This is a genomic window from Pantoea ananatis LMG 2665 (assembly GCF_000710035.2).
Classification (GTDB): Bacteria; Pseudomonadota; Gammaproteobacteria; order Enterobacterales; family Enterobacteriaceae; genus Pantoea; species Pantoea ananatis.
Genome location: NZ_JMJJ01000005.1, coordinates 356,345 through 376,054 on the forward strand (window position 1 = coordinate 356,345; position 19,710 = coordinate 376,054).

18 protein-coding genes are annotated in these 19,710 nt (G+C 51.9%); all 18 read right to left on the reverse strand.

Annotated features, from left to right (window positions below; translation table 11 throughout):
- Window positions 1-6 precede the first annotated feature (6 nt).
- The 18 genes from EL29_RS09625 to EL29_RS09710 all read right to left on the reverse strand — a co-directional run bounded on the left by EL29_RS09625 (window position 7) and on the right by EL29_RS09710 (window position 19,704).
- Window positions 7-399: a DUF4150 domain-containing protein gene (locus EL29_RS09625; RefSeq protein WP_014605535.1), complete on the reverse strand. Its 393-nt coding sequence runs from the start codon at window positions 397-399 to the stop codon at window positions 7-9.
- 9 nt (window positions 400-408) lie between these two features.
- Entirely contained in the window at window positions 409-1,014 is a 606-nt protein-coding gene (locus EL29_RS09630; RefSeq protein WP_028715261.1) for a DUF3540 domain-containing protein, read from the reverse strand.
- 12 nt (window positions 1,015-1,026) lie between these two features.
- Window positions 1,027-2,097 (reverse strand): pentapeptide repeat-containing protein, encoded by a 1,071-nt coding sequence (locus EL29_RS09635; protein WP_028715262.1) that lies wholly within the window; start codon window positions 2,095-2,097, stop codon window positions 1,027-1,029.
- Window positions 2,094-4,634, reverse strand: a complete 2,541-nt coding sequence (locus tag EL29_RS09640) for a DUF2169 family type VI secretion system accessory protein (RefSeq protein WP_028715263.1) — start codon at window positions 4,632-4,634, stop codon at window positions 2,094-2,096. Before EL29_RS09640 ends, EL29_RS09635 begins: the two co-directional genes overlap by 4 nt.
- Before the next feature lie 392 nt (window positions 4,635-5,026).
- On the reverse strand, window positions 5,027-5,392 hold the full coding sequence (locus EL29_RS09645; RefSeq protein WP_050442529.1) for a DUF3592 domain-containing protein: 366 nt from the start codon (window positions 5,390-5,392) through the stop codon (window positions 5,027-5,029).
- Window positions 5,393-5,485: 93 nt separating this feature from the next.
- On the reverse strand, window positions 5,486-5,833 hold the full coding sequence (locus EL29_RS09650) for a hypothetical protein (RefSeq protein ID WP_235193310.1): 348 nt from the start codon (window positions 5,831-5,833) through the stop codon (window positions 5,486-5,488).
- A 227-nt stretch (window positions 5,834-6,060) separates the two neighbouring features.
- Window positions 6,061-6,441, reverse strand: a complete 381-nt coding sequence (locus EL29_RS09655) for a hypothetical protein (protein WP_028715266.1) — start codon at window positions 6,439-6,441, stop codon at window positions 6,061-6,063.
- Between the two features lie 104 nt (window positions 6,442-6,545).
- On the reverse strand, window positions 6,546-6,923 hold the full coding sequence (locus tag EL29_RS09660) for a hypothetical protein (RefSeq protein WP_028715267.1): 378 nt from the start codon (window positions 6,921-6,923) through the stop codon (window positions 6,546-6,548).
- Between the two features lie 171 nt (window positions 6,924-7,094).
- Entirely contained in the window at window positions 7,095-7,376 is a 282-nt protein-coding gene (locus EL29_RS09665) for a DUF3592 domain-containing protein (RefSeq protein WP_327203931.1), read from the reverse strand.
- Window positions 7,377-7,585: 209 nt separating this feature from the next.
- Entirely contained in the window at window positions 7,586-7,963 is a 378-nt protein-coding gene (locus EL29_RS09670) for a hypothetical protein (protein ID WP_028715268.1), read from the reverse strand.
- Between the two features lie 8 nt (window positions 7,964-7,971).
- Window positions 7,972-10,188, reverse strand: coding sequence for a type VI secretion system Vgr family protein (tssI, locus tag EL29_RS09675; RefSeq protein ID WP_029571431.1), 2,217 nt, complete (start codon window positions 10,186-10,188; stop codon window positions 7,972-7,974).
- 11 nt (window positions 10,189-10,199) lie between these two features.
- Window positions 10,200-11,663, reverse strand: a complete 1,464-nt coding sequence (locus tag EL29_RS09680) for a serine/threonine protein kinase (protein WP_028715270.1) — start codon at window positions 11,661-11,663, stop codon at window positions 10,200-10,202.
- Window positions 11,664-11,692: 29 nt separating this feature from the next.
- A complete protein-coding gene (tssH, locus tag EL29_RS09685; RefSeq protein WP_028715271.1) occupies window positions 11,693-14,302 on the reverse strand; it encodes a type VI secretion system ATPase TssH in 2,610 nt (869 codons plus the stop codon).
- A 53-nt stretch (window positions 14,303-14,355) separates the two neighbouring features.
- Window positions 14,356-15,405, reverse strand: coding sequence for a type VI secretion system baseplate subunit TssG (gene tssG / locus EL29_RS09690; RefSeq protein ID WP_028715272.1), 1,050 nt, complete (start codon window positions 15,403-15,405; stop codon window positions 14,356-14,358).
- Window positions 15,402-17,279: a type VI secretion system baseplate subunit TssF gene (tssF, locus tag EL29_RS09695; protein WP_028715273.1), complete on the reverse strand. Its 1,878-nt coding sequence runs from the start codon at window positions 17,277-17,279 to the stop codon at window positions 15,402-15,404. The genes tssG and tssF overlap by 4 nt, the downstream gene beginning before the upstream one ends.
- 2 nt (window positions 17,280-17,281) lie before the next feature.
- Complete coding sequence (gene tssE / locus EL29_RS09700; protein WP_013026236.1) at window positions 17,282-17,857, reverse strand: type VI secretion system baseplate subunit TssE; 576 nt, start codon at window positions 17,855-17,857, stop codon at window positions 17,282-17,284.
- Window positions 17,847-18,674, reverse strand: a complete 828-nt coding sequence (locus tag EL29_RS09705) for a type VI secretion system accessory protein TagJ (protein WP_013026237.1) — start codon at window positions 18,672-18,674, stop codon at window positions 17,847-17,849. Before EL29_RS09705 ends, tssE begins: the two co-directional genes overlap by 11 nt.
- Before the next feature lie 16 nt (window positions 18,675-18,690).
- A complete protein-coding gene (locus EL29_RS09710) occupies window positions 18,691-19,704 on the reverse strand; it encodes a hypothetical protein (protein WP_033766021.1) in 1,014 nt (337 codons plus the stop codon).
- Between the last annotated feature and the right edge of the window lie 6 nt (window positions 19,705-19,710).

The following is a 19,710-nucleotide window of genomic DNA, read 5'->3' on the forward strand; positions in this document are numbered from 1 at the left end:
AACGCGTTAAGGCGCAAGCATCAATACTTTGAACTGGCTGGGAACAATACGCATGCCGATCGCATTCGTTGAATTTTGCAGACTCATGCTCGTAAGCCGCGTTGCCGGCGTGCCTTTCAATAACACCGTGAATGAACCGGTAAGGTGACGCGAAGGTCCCATGACCGTTCCCGATGCCACACCGGTTGCGACGCCAGGGTTATCGCCGTTGGTGAGTGGCGTTACGGTTGCCATATTATGCGCAGGCATTCCCATGAAAAGGATATTTAGCGCATTTGGGATTGCCGTCGGCCCCAGCGCAATATCGGGATAAGGAATCGGCACCGGTGCGGGCGTCGGCGTCAGGCACACATCCGGGAAAGCCAGATCCACACCAAAAAGCTGACAGTTTGCAAACATCGTTTCTCCTTAACCCATATGAATCTGTTCAGAATCCACTTTGGTTATCGCTTTCGAGGTGATTACCGTATTGTGAGCGTGCAAACGCGCGTAATCCTCGGCTTTCATATCCAGTTGCCCGGCACGGACCTGCTCTGTGTTATGCGTGGTACGCAGCAGGTTATGGCTAATCTGCGTGATGGTTTGCCATACGGATTCTGCACGTTTGCCCACGATACGTGAAAGACTGACCCAGGCAGACAGTTTGTCACCACTGTAATTCATCTCGTTGATATGGCAATCCCCTTGCTCAGCGCTGACGCGCAGCGCGGCACTGCTTAAGCTCAGCTCACCGGCGCTATTGATATGTAAATCGCCCGGTACGCTGAGTTCGGCCTTTTGCGGATCGCTACGCTCCAGCACGGCCAGTAGCCAAATCTGGTTTTCGACGCTGGTGACTAATACTGTGTCACCCATTTGTGGCACAATGACGCAACTTGCTGCCCGGCGACAATGCCAGCCTCGCCCTTCACATTCAACTGTCAGGCTACCATCGACGAAGCAGTGCGTGACAACACCCGCGGCCTGCACTGGCGGTAAAATGGCTTTTGCCAGCGTATGATTGACATTATTCATTGCTTGATCTCCTCAACTGCGGCTCTGGCGCTGCGCGCTCCAGGCTTCAGCTGCCAGTAATTCTTCATCAAATTCAAGAATGCCCTGACGACCAGAGAACTGCGCGTTCTCCTGGCGCGCCCGGTGCATGCGCGTTCGGGAAAAGGTTGCACCGCGTAGGTCTGCCATGCTGATATCGGCTGCGGTAAAGTCGCTGTATGTCAGGTCGCAGCGAATGAAGAGCGCCTGAGAGGCCTTTACCTGGTGCAGGATGCTCTGGAAAAAACGGCTGCCTGTAAAATCAGTGCGCTCAAGCATGGCATCAACGAAAATGGCCTGATCAAACAGGCTTCCTTTGCATTGTGCTCCAGTGAGATCGGCTTCCATGAACAGCGCCTGGCTGGCGTTTACCTGATTAAGCTGAGCGGCTTTAAGCGAAGCGCCTTTAAAATTGCATTGCGAAAGTTGAGCACCATTAAACAGCACTTTATCCAGCGCGCAGTCCATGAACTGGCAACCAATAAACCGTTGCTGTGCATAATTCTTTTCGCGTTGGTCGCATTTAAAAAACACCGTGCGTTCAAACTCACCCGCACTCAGGACTGTCTGGCGTAGGTCAATGCTGTAAAAGGTCGTCAGCAGACTTTTGCAGCCCTCAAAGTCTGTTCCATCCAGCACTGATTCAAAAAAGACGCAGCGATCAAACTGAGCCTGTTTAAACTGAGCTTGCGCGAGCGGGCATTGCATAAACTGCGTGCTCATCAAGTTGCTACGCGCAAAACTGCTATTGGTAAGCGTACACTGGTTAAATACGGTTTCGCTCAGGCTTGTCTCATCTGCCATTAACCCCGACATTTCACTCTGGTTAAAGACACTCTGCTCAATTATTGCCTTGCGCAAATCAGCCTGGTCAAGCTGACATTCAGTAAAAATCGTTTCTTTTAAATTGGCACCCTGCAGATTCGCCCCTGTTAAGGACACGTCCTGAAAAATTCCACCAGAAAGATCATATCCCTGCAGATTGAGGCCATTCAGGTTTAACTCGCTGACGACCTCACCTTGTTTGATTCGCCGATGCAGCTCCGCTGGAGTGAGCGCTGTCATACAATTTCTCCATCACGCTTCGGCAACGTTTTGATACGCTTTGTAAAAGCGCCATCAAGTTCCGTGGTTTCGCTGGTAAAAGCCTGAGACAGATCGGCGCGAAAAAGCGTCGTGCCCCGGAAACATGCCCCACCTAACTGGCTTTTTTGCAATATCGCGCCCATCAGATTGGCATCAGTGAAGTCTGCATCGCGAAAATCCGTGCGCACAAACAGGCTGCCTGCCAGGTTCGCTTGCTGAAAATTAGCCCCTTTACAGCTTGCCTCACTCAAATCACTGTTCTCCAGTTTTGCCTGGGTAAACACTGCGGCGTTAAGCGGTGTCTGGCGCAGATTACTTTGCCGCAGCGTGGCGTGCGTGAAATCTGCATCATTAAGGGAACTGCCGGAAGCCACCGCACAGGTCAACCATATTGAGCCGCTGAAAGTTGCATGGTCAGCCTGCGTTTCCACCCATGAGCAGCTCTCTAATTCAGCACGGTTAAAAACAGCCTGTTCCAGTGTGGATTTTATAAATGTCGTTTTACTGAGTTTCGCCTCTGTAAAATCAAGACCCGGCAAATCGAGTTCCATAAACACGCAAGCCTGAAGGATGGCGCGCTGAAAACGGCATTGGGTAAACCAGGTTTCCCGGAACAATAATTCACAGAAGGTCGCTTCATTAAAGGTACAGTTATCGAAAAGCGTTTCTTGCAACTGTGTATCTTTAAAGTACGATCCCGAGAAATCACTTTGGCAACACTGGGCTAAAGCAAAGCTGGCACGTTCAAAATTACAGTTGCGTAGCGAACTATGGTGCAATTCGGTTCGCGCCAACATTGCGCTGTTGAAATTGGCCCCGTCCAGTTGGCAGTGACTTAAATCGGCACATTCCAGCAGCGTCTTACTAAAGTCGGCACCGCGAAGATCCATACCCGAAAAGTCCGCGCCGGTCAGATCCATGCCGCTAAAGTTTCCACCCTGAGCAAGCGTCCTTTCCGCACGTTGACGAATGATCTGTGCCAGGTCGCCCTTCAGGCGCAGGGCGGGTGGCTGACTGTTGACGGACATGAGGTACATTTGATGAAGAGCATCACGCATCTGTGCAAGCTTTTTCTCACTTAAGCTCGCTTTGTTGCGCTGGAGCATTTCCTGCATACGAAAAAGCGTTTCCGGACCACGCGGCTGATGTTCGTCACCTTCATTTTGCGGATAACGAGCCTCAATATCGCGTTTACGTTGCTCTGCCTGTGCCTTCATCTCCTCGGCCTGGCGCTCCATTTTTTCGATAAACTCCGGCAGGTCTTCCAGCTTCGGCAGTTCGGGCTCATCGGGTTCGTTGAGTAAGTCACCTATATCTCCACCGGATGCCTCAATACGCGCACGGTGCTGCTCACGAAGAAGTTTTGCCCGCGTTTGCATATTATCCCGCATCGGACTGGGTGTTTGCTCAACCTGGTTATCAATCCAGGGGCCGATCGTGTCATCTGGAATAAGATCCTTTTCGCGGAATGAAAAGAGCGCCCCGCTTTCCTTGTCCAGGCGTTGCGTGAGCACCTTGCGGTAATGGTTGACCGAGCGCGGCGAACCCCGTTTTTCCAGCGCGGGCATCAACTGCAAGACATCAGCTGCGTCATCTTCATTGATGCGCGTGTTCCCTTGCCATAACAGAACCATTTGCTCCAGATGAGGAAAGAACCACACCGTGGTTGCCCGCAGTGAAATTTCCTCAAACAGTGTTTCATCTTCGCGCTGACGATTAATAAAGCAGCGTGCCTGCCAGGGAGGGAGTTTACCCTCCTGCACCGGCTTTTGCGGATGCATATTCCAGATTCGCCAGGCGGCTTGTTCAGGTAAGGTATCGCGATCTGCCCACCATTGATCAGGACTGGCAGCATTAAAGACTTTCCAGTCGATATCGCGCGCAAAACCGGGAAAATCATTTTGTAACCAACTGGAATCGTATTTTTTTCCCATACGACTAAAACGTCGTGGCCAGCTAATATCCAGCGGACCAAATCCAGCAGGTTCAGGCTTTTGTTTAGGCTGCGTAAGACGTCCGCTCATCGCTTCGATGTTAGGTAGGCGGACGAACTCATGGCCCTGATGTATTTCGGGATGAATGCCAATGCCATAGGGATTTTCATCGTGCCCTTCGCCGCCAAAAGCCCGGCTCCAGTCCAGTCGCATTTCTTCAAAGGGCTGCGGCGCTGTGATGTTATTGCCAACCCAGTAGCGATCGCCAAATACCGCCAGCGACTTGCTTAGCGTATCGACTTCAATCTTTGCTGCACACGCGGTTTTATCGCTTTGATGATGCGTGTAGGCATGGCCGGTCGCCAGAAATTCGGCGCACACTTTTGGCATGGCTAAATCGAGGACGCCGCCGCTGGTGTGTAATTCGCTGGCGGCGAGTTGCCACAGTTCCATTTCCGGGCGGAGTTTAGGATTGTCACTCATATCGGCTAATGCCAGCACGGTGACGCCAAGATGGTTTTTACCCTGCCAGCGAAAAGGACGATTAAGTACGCTCAGGCGGAGAGGTTTAATAATTTTCATGCCTGGGGTTCCTTTATATAAAGCGTGTAGAACTAAGACCCGGCTATCCCAGCCAAGATTTCAGTCAAAGAACAGGACGAGATGTCAGTCAAAAACTAATCAAGATATTTTTGTTACTCTGTTAAACCGACGGTATTCAGTTTGATGATGCCTGGCTGTTTTTCATTACAATGAGGCTAAATTCATTACCGAATTTTTATAGCGGTTAGTTTTCCACTCAAATAACACGACTTCCTATACCTAAGGCAAACTCGCACTAACATTATGCGTCTTTGCATAATTTACGCCAATCCCACAGCATGCTATAAAGTTAGGAGAAAAACGCGACTTTTGAATTACAAAAAATTCTTAAAACCTGATGAAAGTTACCTTTCCAATATGAGAGGTTTATCCTAGAGCGCAATTCGCTTGGGATTTTTAGCATCATATTTTATGGTCGTACCATTTCCAGGTTTAAACCGTTCAATCTCTTCAAACGTTAAGTTCCGCATTATACTGGCCTCAATCTGTTTGTTTTCTAAGGTTCTAAATTTAACACAAATTGTATAAACAGGTTGACCACCACTCCAAACTGTAGTCTGTTGTATGGAAATAATATCAGCATCAGCGGCAATACCTGTTTTGATAATATTAGCTTGCACGAAACCATTTTTAATAAGCGGCAAAAAACTTCTGGTGAAAACGTTTACCATACGAAACAGAACAACGACTGAAACGGCTGCAGCAAAAATTATCCATCCCTTCTCTGATGCACTCATACAACCTCTGAAGCATATTTTCATACCCAAACATAGTCATTCACCGCATGAAGGTTATTCTTGAAGGCTGTCAAAATTATAGGGCAATGAATCTTATTCGAGATTAACCACAGCCATTTTAGGTGGATCACCACAACTGTACTTCACAGAAAGCTTAATTCCTTTTTTTATTTTATGTATTTGACTGGATTTAACGGCACACATAGCAGAATATCTTTTCTTAACACCATAAATGGTAGCATTAAAATAAAAAGTATAAAAATAATCATCGCCGTACTTGGTATCATTTTGACACCAATTTAACGCAGATACGATGATCACGTCACCTGACCAATCGTCACGAGTAACCCACTCTTTAATCCCTTTCAATTGTGATTTATCAGGCTTCAACACAGAGAATGATATCGCAATCGCACAAAGCGTAATGATAACGCCAATCAAAAAAGGGGCCTCAGTTAAAAAGTCATATATACAACCTGATTAGTTCAGCCATTATGAGCGTTACGTTAATCAAAAGGTATAATTCACTAAAAACAAAAATCAATATGATTATAACATTTAAAAATTAAAGACATCAGCGCAAAATCATATAAAAGCAGTCATAATCTGCTTTTATACATGACCAGGTAAAGATACAAAGGCATCAATAAAACCAGAGCCTAATATTATTATTTAGCCCTTATTGGTTTCCCGCTCTCATCTTTAACAAATAAAATGCTACTGGTTTTTATATCGAACTTACCGTCATACACATCGCCAACCTGATATTTATCAAGCGCAATTAGCAATACTGTTTCTTCGTGTTTTTCGACTAACCAACTTTTCCCATGTGAGTCCGTTACTCTCAAGCTCATTTCCACTACTGGATTATTATTGAGAAAAAGACCATTTTGCTTCATTGACAATATAGTTATCTGCACGTCACTGCCATTCTCGATGACAGCTTTTTCAAGCTGATGAGAGCCTCGTACTATTTTATTCGCAAAATAATAAGATGCACAAATAATTAAAACAGTTAAAACGACATTTAGAACACTTAATATTGACATAAATTAACTTTATTAAATAACATGAAGAGAAAAAGTTCTTTCTGTATATATGCGCTCTCAACAATATTTATTAAATGCAAAAAATTCAATTTTCACTCTAAAAATCAACCTTCAAAATAAATATCAATAACTGCAATTTTTTTAGGTGGCACTCCTTGGTACTTAAAAGTCAAACTGAGACCTTTTCTCAATTGACTTACCTCTGATGCGTTTAATACAGTAGCAGCCTTGTAAATTCCTTGAGACCCACCGATATCAGCTTCAAAAGCAAGCAAATAATAATGATCATAGTTATTAACTATAGATGTCTGTCTCCATGACTGTAATGTTCCTTTCTCTAACTCTCCTTGCCATGAATTTCTGGACAACCAGTATTTAACTTCTAAAGAATCTTCTTTTTGCCCTTTAATTCCCTTTAGTGAGACAACAATAAGCAACACAGTCACACCAATGGCTAACAAAGACAAATTATCAGGAATCATTCTCAAAAATCTCTTTTTATAAACATGTAAAGCAGACCAATAGCGGCACCGGGCTCACGATTTATTGATAGTTCCCCATTCTTGTTAAGCCTTTAAACATGGAAAAGCTGTTATCGCAGCTATTTAAGATAGAATGACACCGATAAACAAAGGTGAGCCAATAAAAAAACATTATCGTTCCAGAATGAGGGGGTTGTCATACAAAGTAATACGCTGAGGATCTTTAGGGTCGTACTTAATTATTGCTCCATTCCGTGGTTTAAAACGTTCAATTTCCTCAAAACTAAGATCTTTCAGAATACTGGCTTCTACTTCTTGATTCTGTTGTGTTTTAAACCTGGAAGTCATTTTATAAATCGGTTTATTACCCCCCCACATGGTAGTCTGCTGGGCTGAAACAATATCAGCATTGACTGCAATACCATTTTTTAAAACAGCACTTTGAAAAAACATCTTTTATAAGCGGAAGAAAGTTATTGCTGAAATTTTTGGCAATAGCGAAAAAGACCACAACGGATATTGTGAGAGAAATATAAAACCACTTACTGGTTAAAAAATCCATTATCAATCTCTTAATTAAAGAAATAAGGTAAGTGCTTTAGATTTCCAGTGTAGCGCTCCCGAGGTAATCACTTAATAGAAAGGGGATAACATATTTCTCTCTAAATACTTATGCTCAGTACGGCCATTTTAGGTGGTGTATCTTTGCTATATTTTACAGCCACGTTAATTCCTTTTTTTATTTTATGTATATCATCAGGCCTCACAACACCTTTCGCGCAATATTTCTTTTCAACACCGTTGATTTTTGCATAAAAACAAAAATCATAAAAATAATCATTCCCATATTTTGAATCATTTTGATACCAACTTTCTACTGGAACAACTATTACTTCCCCTGCCCAACTATCACGAGTAGTCCAGTCTTTAATCCCGGTTAATTGAGCTTTATTGGGTTTTAACATAGATAGAGAAAAAACAACAGCACAGATTGTAACGACAATGCCAATTATGAATGGCGCCTCAGTTAGAAATCCCATTTTCACCTTCATATAAATAAATGAATTGCACTAATTACTAAATTTTGGAGAGAGTTCTCAATTTTCGTTAGAGAACGCTTATTATCAATAGTTTTAGTAGAGTAACTAACTAGTGTACTTGTATTACTCAATGCGGTCAGGCTATTACTTACTGTTGTGAATGCAGTACTCATACCAGTACCCGTCACACTATTCCCGGTAATAGAAGCATTATTCCCTGTGACACTTTCATTGAATGCAGTGATAGAAAAGGAATGAACTGCAGTTTTCACCCAACTTGAAGGGGCTTCAATGCTTACCTTTGTATTACTTTTTATACTGATTTCATTGGGGCTAAAAATATTAATCTTACCTCCTAAAACATTCTTCTCCCAACTACCATGAACATCTTCCTTGACATTACCTTCAACTGTGGAATTTTGATTGCCGATTTGATTGTAATTTTTATCACCAGCGATTCTAATATCTTGATCACCTTTTATTTTTATTTTCTCCCCACCACTGACAATATCCATGCTACGACCATTAGTTACCTTGGAAAACTCGCCATCGTTGAAGTTCTTAGTCTCAGATCCGTCTACCACTGTTGTCCTTTTTTGCTTGTAGTGGAAAGATGCATCACCTTTAACTTCATGTTTCTGTTCTTTACCTATAATAGTATTACGATTGCCATCAATATTAACGTTCTTATCATTCTCCACCGAAATATTCATGTCTTTCTCAGCATGCATATTCAGCAGTTCACCGCCCGGCTTATCTTCAAAGAACAGATAGCTGGCATTGGCCTGATGTCCGTCTTTACTCCGTGTCATAAAGCCCATTCGTGTAGCATCGCCGGGGAGATCCCAGGGTGGCATGCTGGCTTCGTTGTAGACACGGCCAGTAATAATTGGCCGGTCTGGATCGCCGTTGATAAAATCGACGACGACTTCATCGCCCACGCGCGGGATCTGCACCCCGCCGAAGCCCTGGCCCGCCCAGGCGCTCGATACGCGCACCCAGCACGAACTCGTGTCGTCGCCCTTCGCCAGACGGTCCCAGTGGAACTTCACCTTCACCCGGCCGTATTTGTCCGTCCAGATGCTCTCGCCTTTCGGCCCCACCACCTTCGCCGTCTGCGGGCCGTGCGTCCTCGGCCACGGCGTCTCCGGCTTCGCACGGTAAGTAACCGCCGCCGGCAGCACCGTGAAGTCGATGTTGTGCCGCGTGGCGCCCGCGTCGCCGCTCGCGTAGCTGTTCTCTTCAAAGTCGTAGTGCGCCGACGTCACCAGGTATTTGCCGTTGTCGCTGAAGTGCGGCGCGTTCAGCAGCGAAAAGGTGTACCCCGGCGCGATGCCCGTCGCCGTGCCGCTCCCGCTCACCATGTGGTGCTCGACCTGCCACACCTCCTGGCGGATACGCGCGTAGTATTCGCCGTGACCGTGCTCCACGAAGCGACCCGGCCAGTCGTACACGTCCACCGACCCCGGGGTCGGCGACACCGGGTTCTGCCGCGCCTGCAGCATCCACGCGTTCGGCTTGCGGAAGTCGTAGTCGTCCGTGCTGTACATCCCCGGCGTCACGCTTTCCGACAGCGCCCACTGGCTCACGCCCTCTTCCGTCACGCTGCCGCCCGACGGCGTCACGTGGTAGGCTATCGTCTCGTAACCCGGGAACGGCTGGTGCTGGTCCGGGGCGTCGCACAGCACCAGCGTGTGCTTGTCCGCCTCGTGCCGGAAGAAGTAGTACATCCCCTCCAGCTCCATCAGCCGGCTGATAAAGTCGAAGCTGCTCTCCTGATACTGCACGCAGTATTCCCACACCCGGTAGCTTCCCGCCAGGCGCGTTTCCACGTTCACTCCGTACTCCTTCAGCAGCGTCTGCACAATCTGCGGCACCGTCTGGCTCTGGAAGATGCGCAGGTTGCGGTCGCGCTTCATCGGCCACAGATCCGACTCCACCGTCAGCCCGTACACCGCGTAACGCACGCCGCCCAGCTCCTCACTGCGCACGCCTATCTGCGTAATTTTGCCGTTGATGTAGCGCGGGTTCACCGCGCTCAGCAGACCGTCCGTCGGCAGCGTGAAAGTGACCGGCTTGCCCAGCAACGACTTACGATCAATGCGCGCGTCGGTGGAGAGCAGCTCCGCTTGCAGCACGAACGACTGGGACAGCGCTTCGCTGCCGCTCAGACGTCGGAACAGCAGTCCTTGTGCGGGAAGTTGTACAGTAATACGTGAGAACATAGACATACCTGTTAAATATGGGGATCAAGTAACCAGACGCCTTCCTGATTAATGGTCAACGTTTGTTCACGTTCGCCACGCTGGCCTGTCACAGAAAACGTGTAGTTGCCGGGTGCCAGCTGCAGCGCCGCAAAACCATTGGCTGCCGGAACCACTGCCTGAGGCTTGCCATTCACCTGAACACGCTCGCCGGGCTGGAGCTTAATATAAACCTGCGCCACAGGTTCAGGCGGTGGTGCAACCGGCTCCTGAGGTTTTTCCGGCTCGGCCTGGGCAGTCTGGGTTTGCACAGGCGTTGCAGCAGGTTGTTCAGCCGGTGCCTGAGTGGCTGGGGCCGTTTCGGTCTGTGCGACATTGGCAGGTGCATCACCTTCTTTGTCGCCGCCCGCCATCAGCAAACCGACACAAACACCCACCAGCACGCCCGCAGCGACCAAACCAGGCAGTACAAAGCGGTTACGCATCAGCTTTTTCAGCGGTGTTGCTGCAGCGGCAGCCGCCTTATCCTCTTCCTGAATTGGTACCAGCATCGTACCCGGCCCACTGTGCTTCACTTCAGGCAGCGGTTCAGGTGCTTTTTCAGGCAGTACCATCGAGGCGGCAAACGCATCAATGCTCTGCGGGCGATCTTCCGGCTTAAGGGACAAGGCGCTATCGACCGCTGCCAGCAGCGTTGCGCTGTAACCCGCAGGTGCGCGTTGCACGAGCGGTTGATAATTATCTTCAATACTGCGCACCACGCTGACCGGCGGCGGTGCGCCGGTGATTAACGTGTGCAGCACGGCACCCAGCGCGTAAATGTCCGTCCACGCGCCCTGTTCGCTTTCATCGTTATCGCTGTACTGTTCAATCGGCGCATAGCCCGGACGCAGCATGGTTTCACTTTCATCAGAAAGGTTACCGATGGTTTTGCGCGCGGAGCCGAAATCCAGTAATACCGGATCGCCATTGCTCTGGATTTGAATATTATCCAGCGAGATGTCGCGGTGCAGATAGCCCGCATCATGAATGGTCTTGATGGCACCCAGCAGCGGTGGCAGCAGGCGACGGATCCAGTTCTCATCAATCAAATGGGGATGGCGTTCACGCATGTTAGACAACGTGGTGCCGCTGTAAAACACCGTGCCCATATAGGCCGTATCGTTTTGCACCCAAAAGCGCAGAACGTGAAGCAGGTTCGGATGATTAAAACGTGCCAGCAGACGGGCTTCCTGAATAAAGCTGTTCAGGCCCGCATGGAAAGTTTTACTGAATCGCTCACTTCGCAATACCAGGTTCAGGTCGTCGCTGCGCACGGCCAGCGACGCGGGCATAAACTCTTTAATCGCGATATCGCGCTCCAGTTGGTGATCCCAGGCACGATAGACAATGCCGAAACCGCCACCGCCGATGACATCTTTGATTTCAAACTCATTAAACCGGTAACCAATCGGGAGGGCATTGGGTACATTCTGGTGATTATCATTTTCCGACATATTCGAAAGCTCTCTGATAACAAACGGCTTTAGACAGCAAACTGGCAAACAAACTCGCCCTGATCACAGCTGACCTGCACACGACGATAACGTTCATCACGAGCATGGGCGCTGAGCAGTATCTGGCTCATCTGCGGCAACAGGGTATTTGTCAGGATGGCATCGACCATGCGACCTCCAGACTCCACTTCCGTACAACGCTGCACGATCTGGCTGACGACCGAATCGTCAATAATGGCTTCAATACCGTGGTTCTCTTCCAGGCGGCGTACAATGCGCCCCAGTTGCAGCTTAACAATCTCTGCCAGCATCTCGTCACTGAGGGGATAGTAAGGCACCACCAGCAGACGGCCCAGCAGTGCAGGCGGGAACACCTCCAGTAAGGGTTTACGTAAAGCGGTGCTGAGCGCGTCGGGATCCGGCATGAGTTCCGGATCGGCACAGAGCGCACTGATCAGTTGCGTACCGACGTTAGAGGTGAGGATGATAATGGTATTGCGGAAATCAATGTGGCGCCCTTCTCCATCTTCCATCCAGCCTTTGTCGAATACCTGGAAAAACAGCTCATGCACATCAGGATGCGCTTTTTCAATCTCATCCAGCAGCACGACGCTGTAAGGACGACGACGCACGGCCTCCGTCAGCACACCGCCTTCACCGTAACCTACATAGCCTGGAGGGGCACCTTTCAGCGTTGAAACGGTGTGCGCTTCCTGGAACTCGCTCATGTTGATGGTGATGATGTTTTGCTCTCCACCATAAAGCGATTCGGCCAGCGCCAGCGCGGTTTCGGTTTTCCCGACGCCTGACGGGCCACAGAGCATAAACACACCGACCGGTTTATTGGGATTGTCCAGTCGGGCGCGTGAGGTGCGAACGCGTTTGGCAATCAGATCCAGCCCATGACGCTGCCCAATTACGCGCTGATTCAACGTGTCCGCGAGGTTAAGCACGGCGTCAATTTCGTTTTTCACCATCCGGCCCAGCGGAATGCCGGTCCAGTCGGATACCACTGCGGCAACGACGCTGGCGTCAACGGCAGCAAACAGTAACGGGGCTTCACCCTGAACCGCATGCAACTTCTGTCGGGTTTCATCGAGCTGCTCGCGCAGGGAAGTTTCGCCTTCGGTCACGCAACGCGCGCGCAGGGCAATCAGCTGTTCGACCAGCTCACGCTCCTGCTGCCAGCGGGCGTCCAGCGCATCGCGCTCTGCTTCCAGGGCAGCGCGCTGGGCGGCAATCGTGGCCTGGCGGGTTTCATCACCCAGCCCCACTTTGACTTCACGTTCGGCGATCTCCGCTTCGATTTCCAGCGCGGCCAGACGGTGCAGGCAGTCTTCCAGCGCGGCAGGCTGTGCGCCCTGGCTGACGGCAACGCGTGCACAGGCGGTATCCAGTAAGGCTACGGCTTTATCCGGCAGCTGGCGGGCAGGAATGTAACGGTGAGAGAGCTTAACGGCGGCGCTGACGGCTTCATCCAGTAACAGCACCTGATGGTGTTTTTCCAGCGCGCTCACGGTGCTGCGCAGCATCAGAATCGCTTTTGCTTCATCCGGCTCCTGCACCTGAACGGTCTGGAAGCGGCGGGTCAATGCAGGATCTTTTTCGATGTATTTCTTGTATTCCGCCCAGGTCGTTGCGCCAATCGTGCGCAACTGTCCGCGCGCCAGGGCCGGCTTTAACAGGTTGGCGGCATCGCCTGTGCCCTGCTGACCGCCTGCACCGACCAGGGTATGAATTTCATCAATGAATAACACAATCGGCGTAGGGCTGGATTGCACTTCGTTAATCAGGGCCTGTAAACGCGCTTCGAATTCGCCTTTCATGCCGGCGCCTGCCTGCAACATGCCAATATCCAGCAGCCACAGTTGCACATCACGCAGCGGTGCCGGCACATCACCGGCGGCAATGCGTAGCGCCAGCCCTTCTACCACTGCCGTTTTACCCACGCCAGCTTCACCGGTGAGTAACGGATTGTTCTGGCGACGGCGCATCAGGATATCCACCATCTGGCGGATCTCTTCATCACGGCCCGCAACCGGGTCGATCTTGCCGTCGCGCGCTCGCGCGGTCAGATCCTGCGCATACTGCGCTAACGTGCTGTCGCCCGCCGCCGGAGGGGCGGCAGCATCGCCTGCGGGCTGAACCAGCGCCTGCTGAACTTCTTTACTGTGCGCCAGTAAGGTATCGAACTGCTCCAGTAAAGCATCGGCGTTCACGCGTGAAAACTGAGGTGAAATGCCTTTCAGGACGCTGGCGAGCGTAAAGGTCTTCAGCATACCTATCAGCAGGTGACCACCGCGAATGCGGGTCGCACCGTATTTGAGTGATGCATAAACCCAGGCGCGCTCAACGGCGCTGTCGATGTGTTCTGCGAGATCGGACACCGCACCCGCACCGCGCGGCAGGCGGTCCAGTGCAGCGACGATATCCCGCGTCAGCGCGTTTTCATCCAGTGAAAAATGCTTAATCACCTGCTGAAGATCGCCATCCTGCTGCTGCATGAGCTGATGCAACCAGTGCACCAGTTCAACGTAGGGGTTGCCACGCAGTTTACAAAAGGCGGTCGCACTCTCAAGCGAGGTAAATAACAGCGTATCCAGTTTGCCGAATAGCACGGCACGGCTGATCTCTGACATATCGGTTCTCTTTATTGAAAGAAGCGGGCTAACTATCGGGGAAAGCGGTTGGGCTATGACGGCGTAGCTTCAACCTCAAAGGCAAAATCTTCACGATCGACAGGCTGCGGTTGCTGTCCAAGCCAACTGGTGTAGCCCAGCCGCGCCTGACCGCCAAGGGTAACGCCCTTAACGGCATCGGCTGCCAGAATCAGGCTGAGATCCCACTGCATCTCAATACCCAGATAGTGGCGCACCCAGTCACGCACTTCGCAAGCGCCTTGCGCGTTGGGTAAAAAACGTTCGTACTGCTCGGCGCTCAGTGGACCGATGCGCAGACGAAAACGATGCTGTACATCACGAACGGCTACGCCGAGAAAGGCCGATTCACCCAGGCGCGGCATATGGCGACCGGCCGACAGACGGGCCTGATCGCGGCTGTCCAGGGATAACCACTGCGGCACGTTCTGTTGCAGCTTAACCGGAACCGCAAAGTAGTGACGCAAAATGCGTACCAGCCCTTCGGCATCGTGACCGTGGCGGCTGAGATGCCCTGACAGCATGAGGCGCGCATGCAGGCTCAGCGAACTGGCTTTCTGCTGGGCCGGTAACCCAATACCGGCCACGCAGGCCAGGTAATCCTGGAAGCGCCGATCGTCGCGGCGATCCAGAGAGCTGGTTGGCTGTGAATTAGCCCAGGCACGATAGAACAACAGCGTGGCACGATGATGAAACAGATCGGCGAAAGCGCTCAGGCTGTGATCCTGATGGTGATCGATACGTCCGCGCACATATTCCGTCAGGTGCGTAGGGAGAGGACCGTTAGGACCAAACAGCCCAAAGCTGTAAATGGAGACGTCGTAGCGTTCGTCATGCTCACGCGCTTTAACCTGTGACACGGTCGATGGTGCAAAGGCCAGAGATGGCTTTTGCCCGATACGCACGGCCTCAAATTTGGGCAGTGGCGCTTTACCTAAGGCATAACGCTGCCCACTCTGGGCGTCGAGCTTGCGTAACAGCTGAAACAGATCATAGCGCCAGGGTGCGGCCATCACGGCCTGCCAGAAACCGTCAGGCAGACGCACCGCCCGCTGTAGGGGAATAACGTGCGCCGTCTCACTCATAGCAGCGCCTTTTTGCCCATGCGCGGCGGCCAGTAGCCCACTTCGCCGCGCTGCTGGCTGCTCAGGGTGAATTCGGTAAAGCTGTTAAGCGCCACAAGGCGAGAAAAGACCCGCTCCAGCACGCTGCCGAACAGCCAGGGGCTGGCACCGGAAAACGCCTGCTCATCTACCTCAAGCGCAATGCTGACCCCGCGCGCAAACACCACGGGGCCCGGCTCTGGCACCCGGCGGTGAACGGCTTTGAGGTTGCAGTGCCGAATTCCGTCAATCTGACGCGTTAGCGGCGTTTCGGCCAGGCTGGCATACAGGCTCAGCATCTGGCGCAGTGCCGCAGCCCCTTCGCCATCGCTGCTGTCCATCAGGCTCAGATAGTTCATCTGAAGATGACTGATGAGTCGCCATGCTGAAAGCCCTTCAGCCAGCGCCGGACGCGGTGGCGTCGGGCCTTTGCACAATTTAAGTTGCCCGACAGGAATGGAATCCGGCATTACAAAGTTGGCCTGCTCTTGCTGTAGCAGCATTAAAGGCAGGTCACGGCTGGTGCACATCACTTCCGCAGACAAGTAGCGGATATCGCTGTTCCACGGCGTATGATTTTGATCCACCAGGGAGAGAAACACTTCAGAACCGATATAGCCTGTTCGGGTGCCATAGCGCAACGCGTGCTCAGAGAGCGTGCGCTGTTCACGACGCAGGGAGAAATACGCGCCATAATCCCCGCCGTCATGGCTGAAGGTGCTCCAGAACGGCCGGAAGATCTGCTCTTCGCGCTGTCCTTCGACAGAGGCAAACAAGCGCTTCACCGAATGGATCTCATAGTCCAGCGGACGAATATTATCGACCACCAGGTGATACTCGTGCTGACTGTCGCTGACCTTAAGCCGCTCGGCGGTTTTCGGGAACAGGTTAATGACCGGCGTGCAGTGCAGGGCCAGATGGGCGATGTCGACAACGCTTTCCAGCGCCGCATCGGCCTTATCCAGCAAGATGACGATGTCAAACGACAGGGCGTTATCGCAGCGCTGCAGGAAAGGCGACAGCTGACGCAGGCTGATAAACTGGAAGCGTGCCGGGAATGCAAAATACTCCTGCAGCAGGCGGTAGCCGTCAAAATTACGCAGATCGTCGGGCAGCAGGGCCTGCTCAGTCGAAAAGCCTTCCTGCTGAAGCGCGTCATCCGGCAGAATCTGACGTTGCGGTTTTGCTTCCACGGACTGCAGGATGATTCCGACGCGATGCTGCATCAGCAGCTCCATCAGTTTCAGGGCCTGAATATCGGGTCCGCTCAGGAAAAACATCACGTCATCGAGACTGAGCTGGCTTAACGATGAAATGCCTTCGCAGGTGATGCGGATACGGAGGGCGCTGGACGCCGCCGTCGAACCGCCCGCTTTCAACTCGCCTAACGGGATATCCGCCGGCACGCCACCTAATGACACATCGCTGATGCGCAGGGGCTGTAACATCACATCGTGCGCGGTGGTATAGCTGCAGGTGACGCCCGTTTTTTTCAGGTTCTGGCTTTCCATCATTGTGCCGCGCGGCACCAGGAAACCGTTGCTGATATCGCCTTTGCGGCTGTCTGGCGTGAGCTGGGCGATGGCCATCGACGGCGTAGGTGAAAGGTAGCCCGGTGCCACCATTTCCAGCATCCGCTGAGAAAAGCGTGGAAACTCGGCATCCATCTTTAACTGTACGCGTGAGGTCAGAAACGCGAAACCCTCCATAAGTCTTTCGACATAAGGATCGGCGACGTCAATGCCGCGCATACCAAGCCGCCCGGCGACCTTAGGATACTGGGCAGCAAACTCCGCGCCCATCTCGCGCAGATAGGCCAGTTCACGGTTGTAGTAATCAAGCAGCTTGCTGTCCATGATTAACCTGCATCCTGTAGTTCAAAATGGCCGCTCTCTAAATCAACCTGAGTGCGGAACAGAAACTCCAGCGGGTACGGCACACACCATAACCGGCCTTTAATCTCAATCGATAGTACGTTGTGCAGACTCAGAGAGGTCAGGTCGCTTACGCAGCGAACCTGTAAGCCCTGGGGTAAAATGCGTGGCTCAAAGTGCAGAATGGCATCGGTCATTTTCCGTTGCATATCCTGCCACTCGATGTCCGAGATATTCTGTCCGGCCAGGGGGGCCACGCCAAAATTCAGCACGGAACGCTGGACCTCCGTCAGGTCGCTCAGATCGTGCTGCGCCTCGTTATTGATGGTGTTGAATAACCACTGGAGATCGCGCAGAACATTACGTCGCAGCGTACTGTGGGTAATAATCGAACTGTTGCCTGACTCGGTGGTTTTATCTGGCGCGTCGTCTGTCAGCCTGTCCAGCAGGGACGACTGCAGTTTGTCACGCGCCGTCAGCGTGTCGCGATTTTTGCGCGCACGATAGCCGCCATGCAGCTGCGAATAGCCGTCACCGGACGAATTGTCATTACGACTCATGAGGTAACTCAGTTTCGTTGAAAATAAGCTGCTGCAGCGTCAGTAAGGGATAATCTGCTTCATCGCTGAGCCACATCTTTTGCCCGTGACCGATAAACTGACCGTCATCGCTGCCTGATTCCTGCCACTCCGTTACGCTTGCCCGCAGGAAGCGTTCATCAGCCTTGTCCTGAAGCGGGTAGCGCACCGGAATCTGACAAATTTGCTCACTTCCGTCCACCAGCTGCAGGCGAGTATGGCGCCAGACCAGATCCGTGACGCTTGCCGGAGCCTGAAACTCTATTTCGCTGATGGCAGCAAACGGGATCCAGTAATAGTGTCCATTGGCGATGGCTTCACAGACCGGTCCGAAGCGGCTGTCACCGTCCATTATCCAGGCGAACGGGCTTTCCCCCTCCTGGGTTGTGGCCGTACCGGCGCTCGCCTCTGCGCTTTCCAGCGCCTGAGCACGCAGTGCCGCACCGACGGCCTTATCGCCCGCTATGTCCGCTTTCAGCGCGGCCAGTAAGACCTGGCACCACGGCCAGGCGCTTCCTGGCAGTTGCGGCTCGGCTTCACCGCGCAAAACCGCTGCACGTTTCTGTTCGCCCTCAATAGCCTGTTGCAGCAAGGTCACGGTGGGCTGCGCCTGAGGCAGCATGGCCAGCCAGGATTTCAGCTGTGTCTGCGCCCTGCTCCAGTTACCGTCAAGGCACAGGAGTTGCACAAATGCCGCCCGTAAATCCGCATCAGCCGGATTCGCCTGGATTTGTGCAGTGATGCTGGACAGGTTTTCCGCCAGGGTAGCATTGGCCAGTCGCTGTTGTAATGAGTCCATTCAAACTCCTTATGCCTTAGTTGATGGTGCGATACACGGCTGCGGCCGGATCTTTGAGTTCCGGATGCAGTTTTTCCACCAACTGCACCTTAATGGATGCAGGGCTGCTTAACCAGGGTGACCAGATCTTACGCACTTCCTGCAGGCGCGCACGCAGCGCATTTTCGTCTGCCGCTTCACTGGCGGGCATCTCAACCACCACCTGGTTTATCGCCTGCCAGCCGTTAAACTGCTGGCTAAATGGCAACACCAGCCAGCTGTCGGGTGACTTTTCATCACTCAGCACCATGCGTTCGCTGTTAACCGTGGTAATGGTCAGTTCATCAACCTGCTGTTTATCGTTCAGGCCCGCAACCGGGAACCCCTGCAGAAAACTCACGGAAACGGATTTGGTCGCGTCTTTGCCCGTCTGGGTCAGCGTGCTGTGCCCGCTTAACCAACCATCTTTGCCACAGGTGACGCCCTGTTTAGCCGGCACAAACAGGGCGCTGGCCTGCGAGGGCTGATGCCACCAGGTGCGGAAATGACAACCGTCCAGCAAGCTAAACTGAAGCCACGGTGTGGTATCCGCCGCTGGCGAATTCAGCACGACAGGCGCGGCGGGCGGGCTGACGGGCGCCTGCTGCACCGGCGCCTGTTGGGCGGGCTGAGCCGGTTGAACGGGCTGTGCAGCGGCAGGCGGAGTCACCACCGATTTCCACTGCTGCGCTTTCGCGGCCGTACCATTGGCCAGTGCGCCGCCCTCGGTATCGGTTAATTGCCAGCGCAGCTGCTGTAACGGCTTACATTGTGAGGCCATCAAGCCCGCAACGCGCGGTAGGAAATCACTCAGCACCGACGCATCTTTATCGCCATGCGTCACAATGCGCAGGTTTACGGTGCTCTTACACCAGCTCGACAGCTGGTTATCTTTTACATCATCAATCCAGACATCCAGTTTCTGAGTTGGCGACTGCACAATGCGATAGTTCTCTGCAAAGGCATGTGTACTCAACAGCAATGCAGTCAGGCCCACTAATCCATATTTCATGTTGGC

What these genes read in the sequence shown, in the direction of transcription:
- EL29_RS09625 (WP_014605535.1), bottom strand. Translation starts at nt 399, where the DNA reads ATGTTTGCAAACTGTCAGCTTTTTGGTGTGGATCTGGCTTTCCCGGAT.
- EL29_RS09630 (WP_028715261.1), bottom strand. Translation starts at nt 1,014, where the DNA reads ATGAATAATGTCAATCATACGCTGGCAAAAGCCATTTTACCGCCAGTG.
- EL29_RS09635 (WP_028715262.1), bottom strand. Translation starts at nt 2,097, where the DNA reads ATGACAGCGCTCACTCCAGCGGAGCTGCATCGGCGAATCAAACAAGGT.
- EL29_RS09640 (WP_028715263.1), bottom strand. Translation starts at nt 4,634, where the DNA reads ATGAAAATTATTAAACCTCTCCGCCTGAGCGTACTTAATCGTCCTTTT.
- EL29_RS09645 (WP_050442529.1), bottom strand. Translation starts at nt 5,392, where the DNA reads ATGAGTGCATCAGAGAAGGGATGGATAATTTTTGCTGCAGCCGTTTCA.
- EL29_RS09655 (WP_028715266.1), bottom strand. Translation starts at nt 6,441, where the DNA reads ATGTCAATATTAAGTGTTCTAAATGTCGTTTTAACTGTTTTAATTATT.
- EL29_RS09660 (WP_028715267.1), bottom strand. Translation starts at nt 6,923, where the DNA reads ATGATTCCTGATAATTTGTCTTTGTTAGCCATTGGTGTGACTGTGTTG.
- EL29_RS09665 (WP_327203931.1), bottom strand. Translation starts at nt 7,376, where the DNA reads ATGTTTTTTCAAAGTGCTGTTTTAAAAAATGGTATTGCAGTCAATGCT.
- EL29_RS09670 (WP_028715268.1), bottom strand. Translation starts at nt 7,963, where the DNA reads ATGGGATTTCTAACTGAGGCGCCATTCATAATTGGCATTGTCGTTACA.
- tssI (WP_029571431.1), bottom strand. Translation starts at nt 10,188, where the DNA reads ATGTTCTCACGTATTACTGTACAACTTCCCGCACAAGGACTGCTGTTC.
- EL29_RS09680 (WP_028715270.1), bottom strand. Translation starts at nt 11,663, where the DNA reads ATGTCGGAAAATGATAATCACCAGAATGTACCCAATGCCCTCCCGATT.
- tssH (WP_028715271.1), bottom strand. Translation starts at nt 14,302, where the DNA reads ATGTCAGAGATCAGCCGTGCCGTGCTATTCGGCAAACTGGATACGCTG.
- tssG (WP_028715272.1), bottom strand. Translation starts at nt 15,405, where the DNA reads ATGAGTGAGACGGCGCACGTTATTCCCCTACAGCGGGCGGTGCGTCTG.
- tssF (WP_028715273.1), bottom strand. Translation starts at nt 17,279, where the DNA reads ATGGACAGCAAGCTGCTTGATTACTACAACCGTGAACTGGCCTATCTG.
- tssE (WP_013026236.1), bottom strand. Translation starts at nt 17,857, where the DNA reads ATGAGTCGTAATGACAATTCGTCCGGTGACGGCTATTCGCAGCTGCAT.
- EL29_RS09705 (WP_013026237.1), bottom strand. Translation starts at nt 18,674, where the DNA reads ATGGACTCATTACAACAGCGACTGGCCAATGCTACCCTGGCGGAAAAC.
- EL29_RS09710 (WP_033766021.1), bottom strand. Translation starts at nt 19,704, where the DNA reads ATGAAATATGGATTAGTGGGCCTGACTGCATTGCTGTTGAGTACACAT.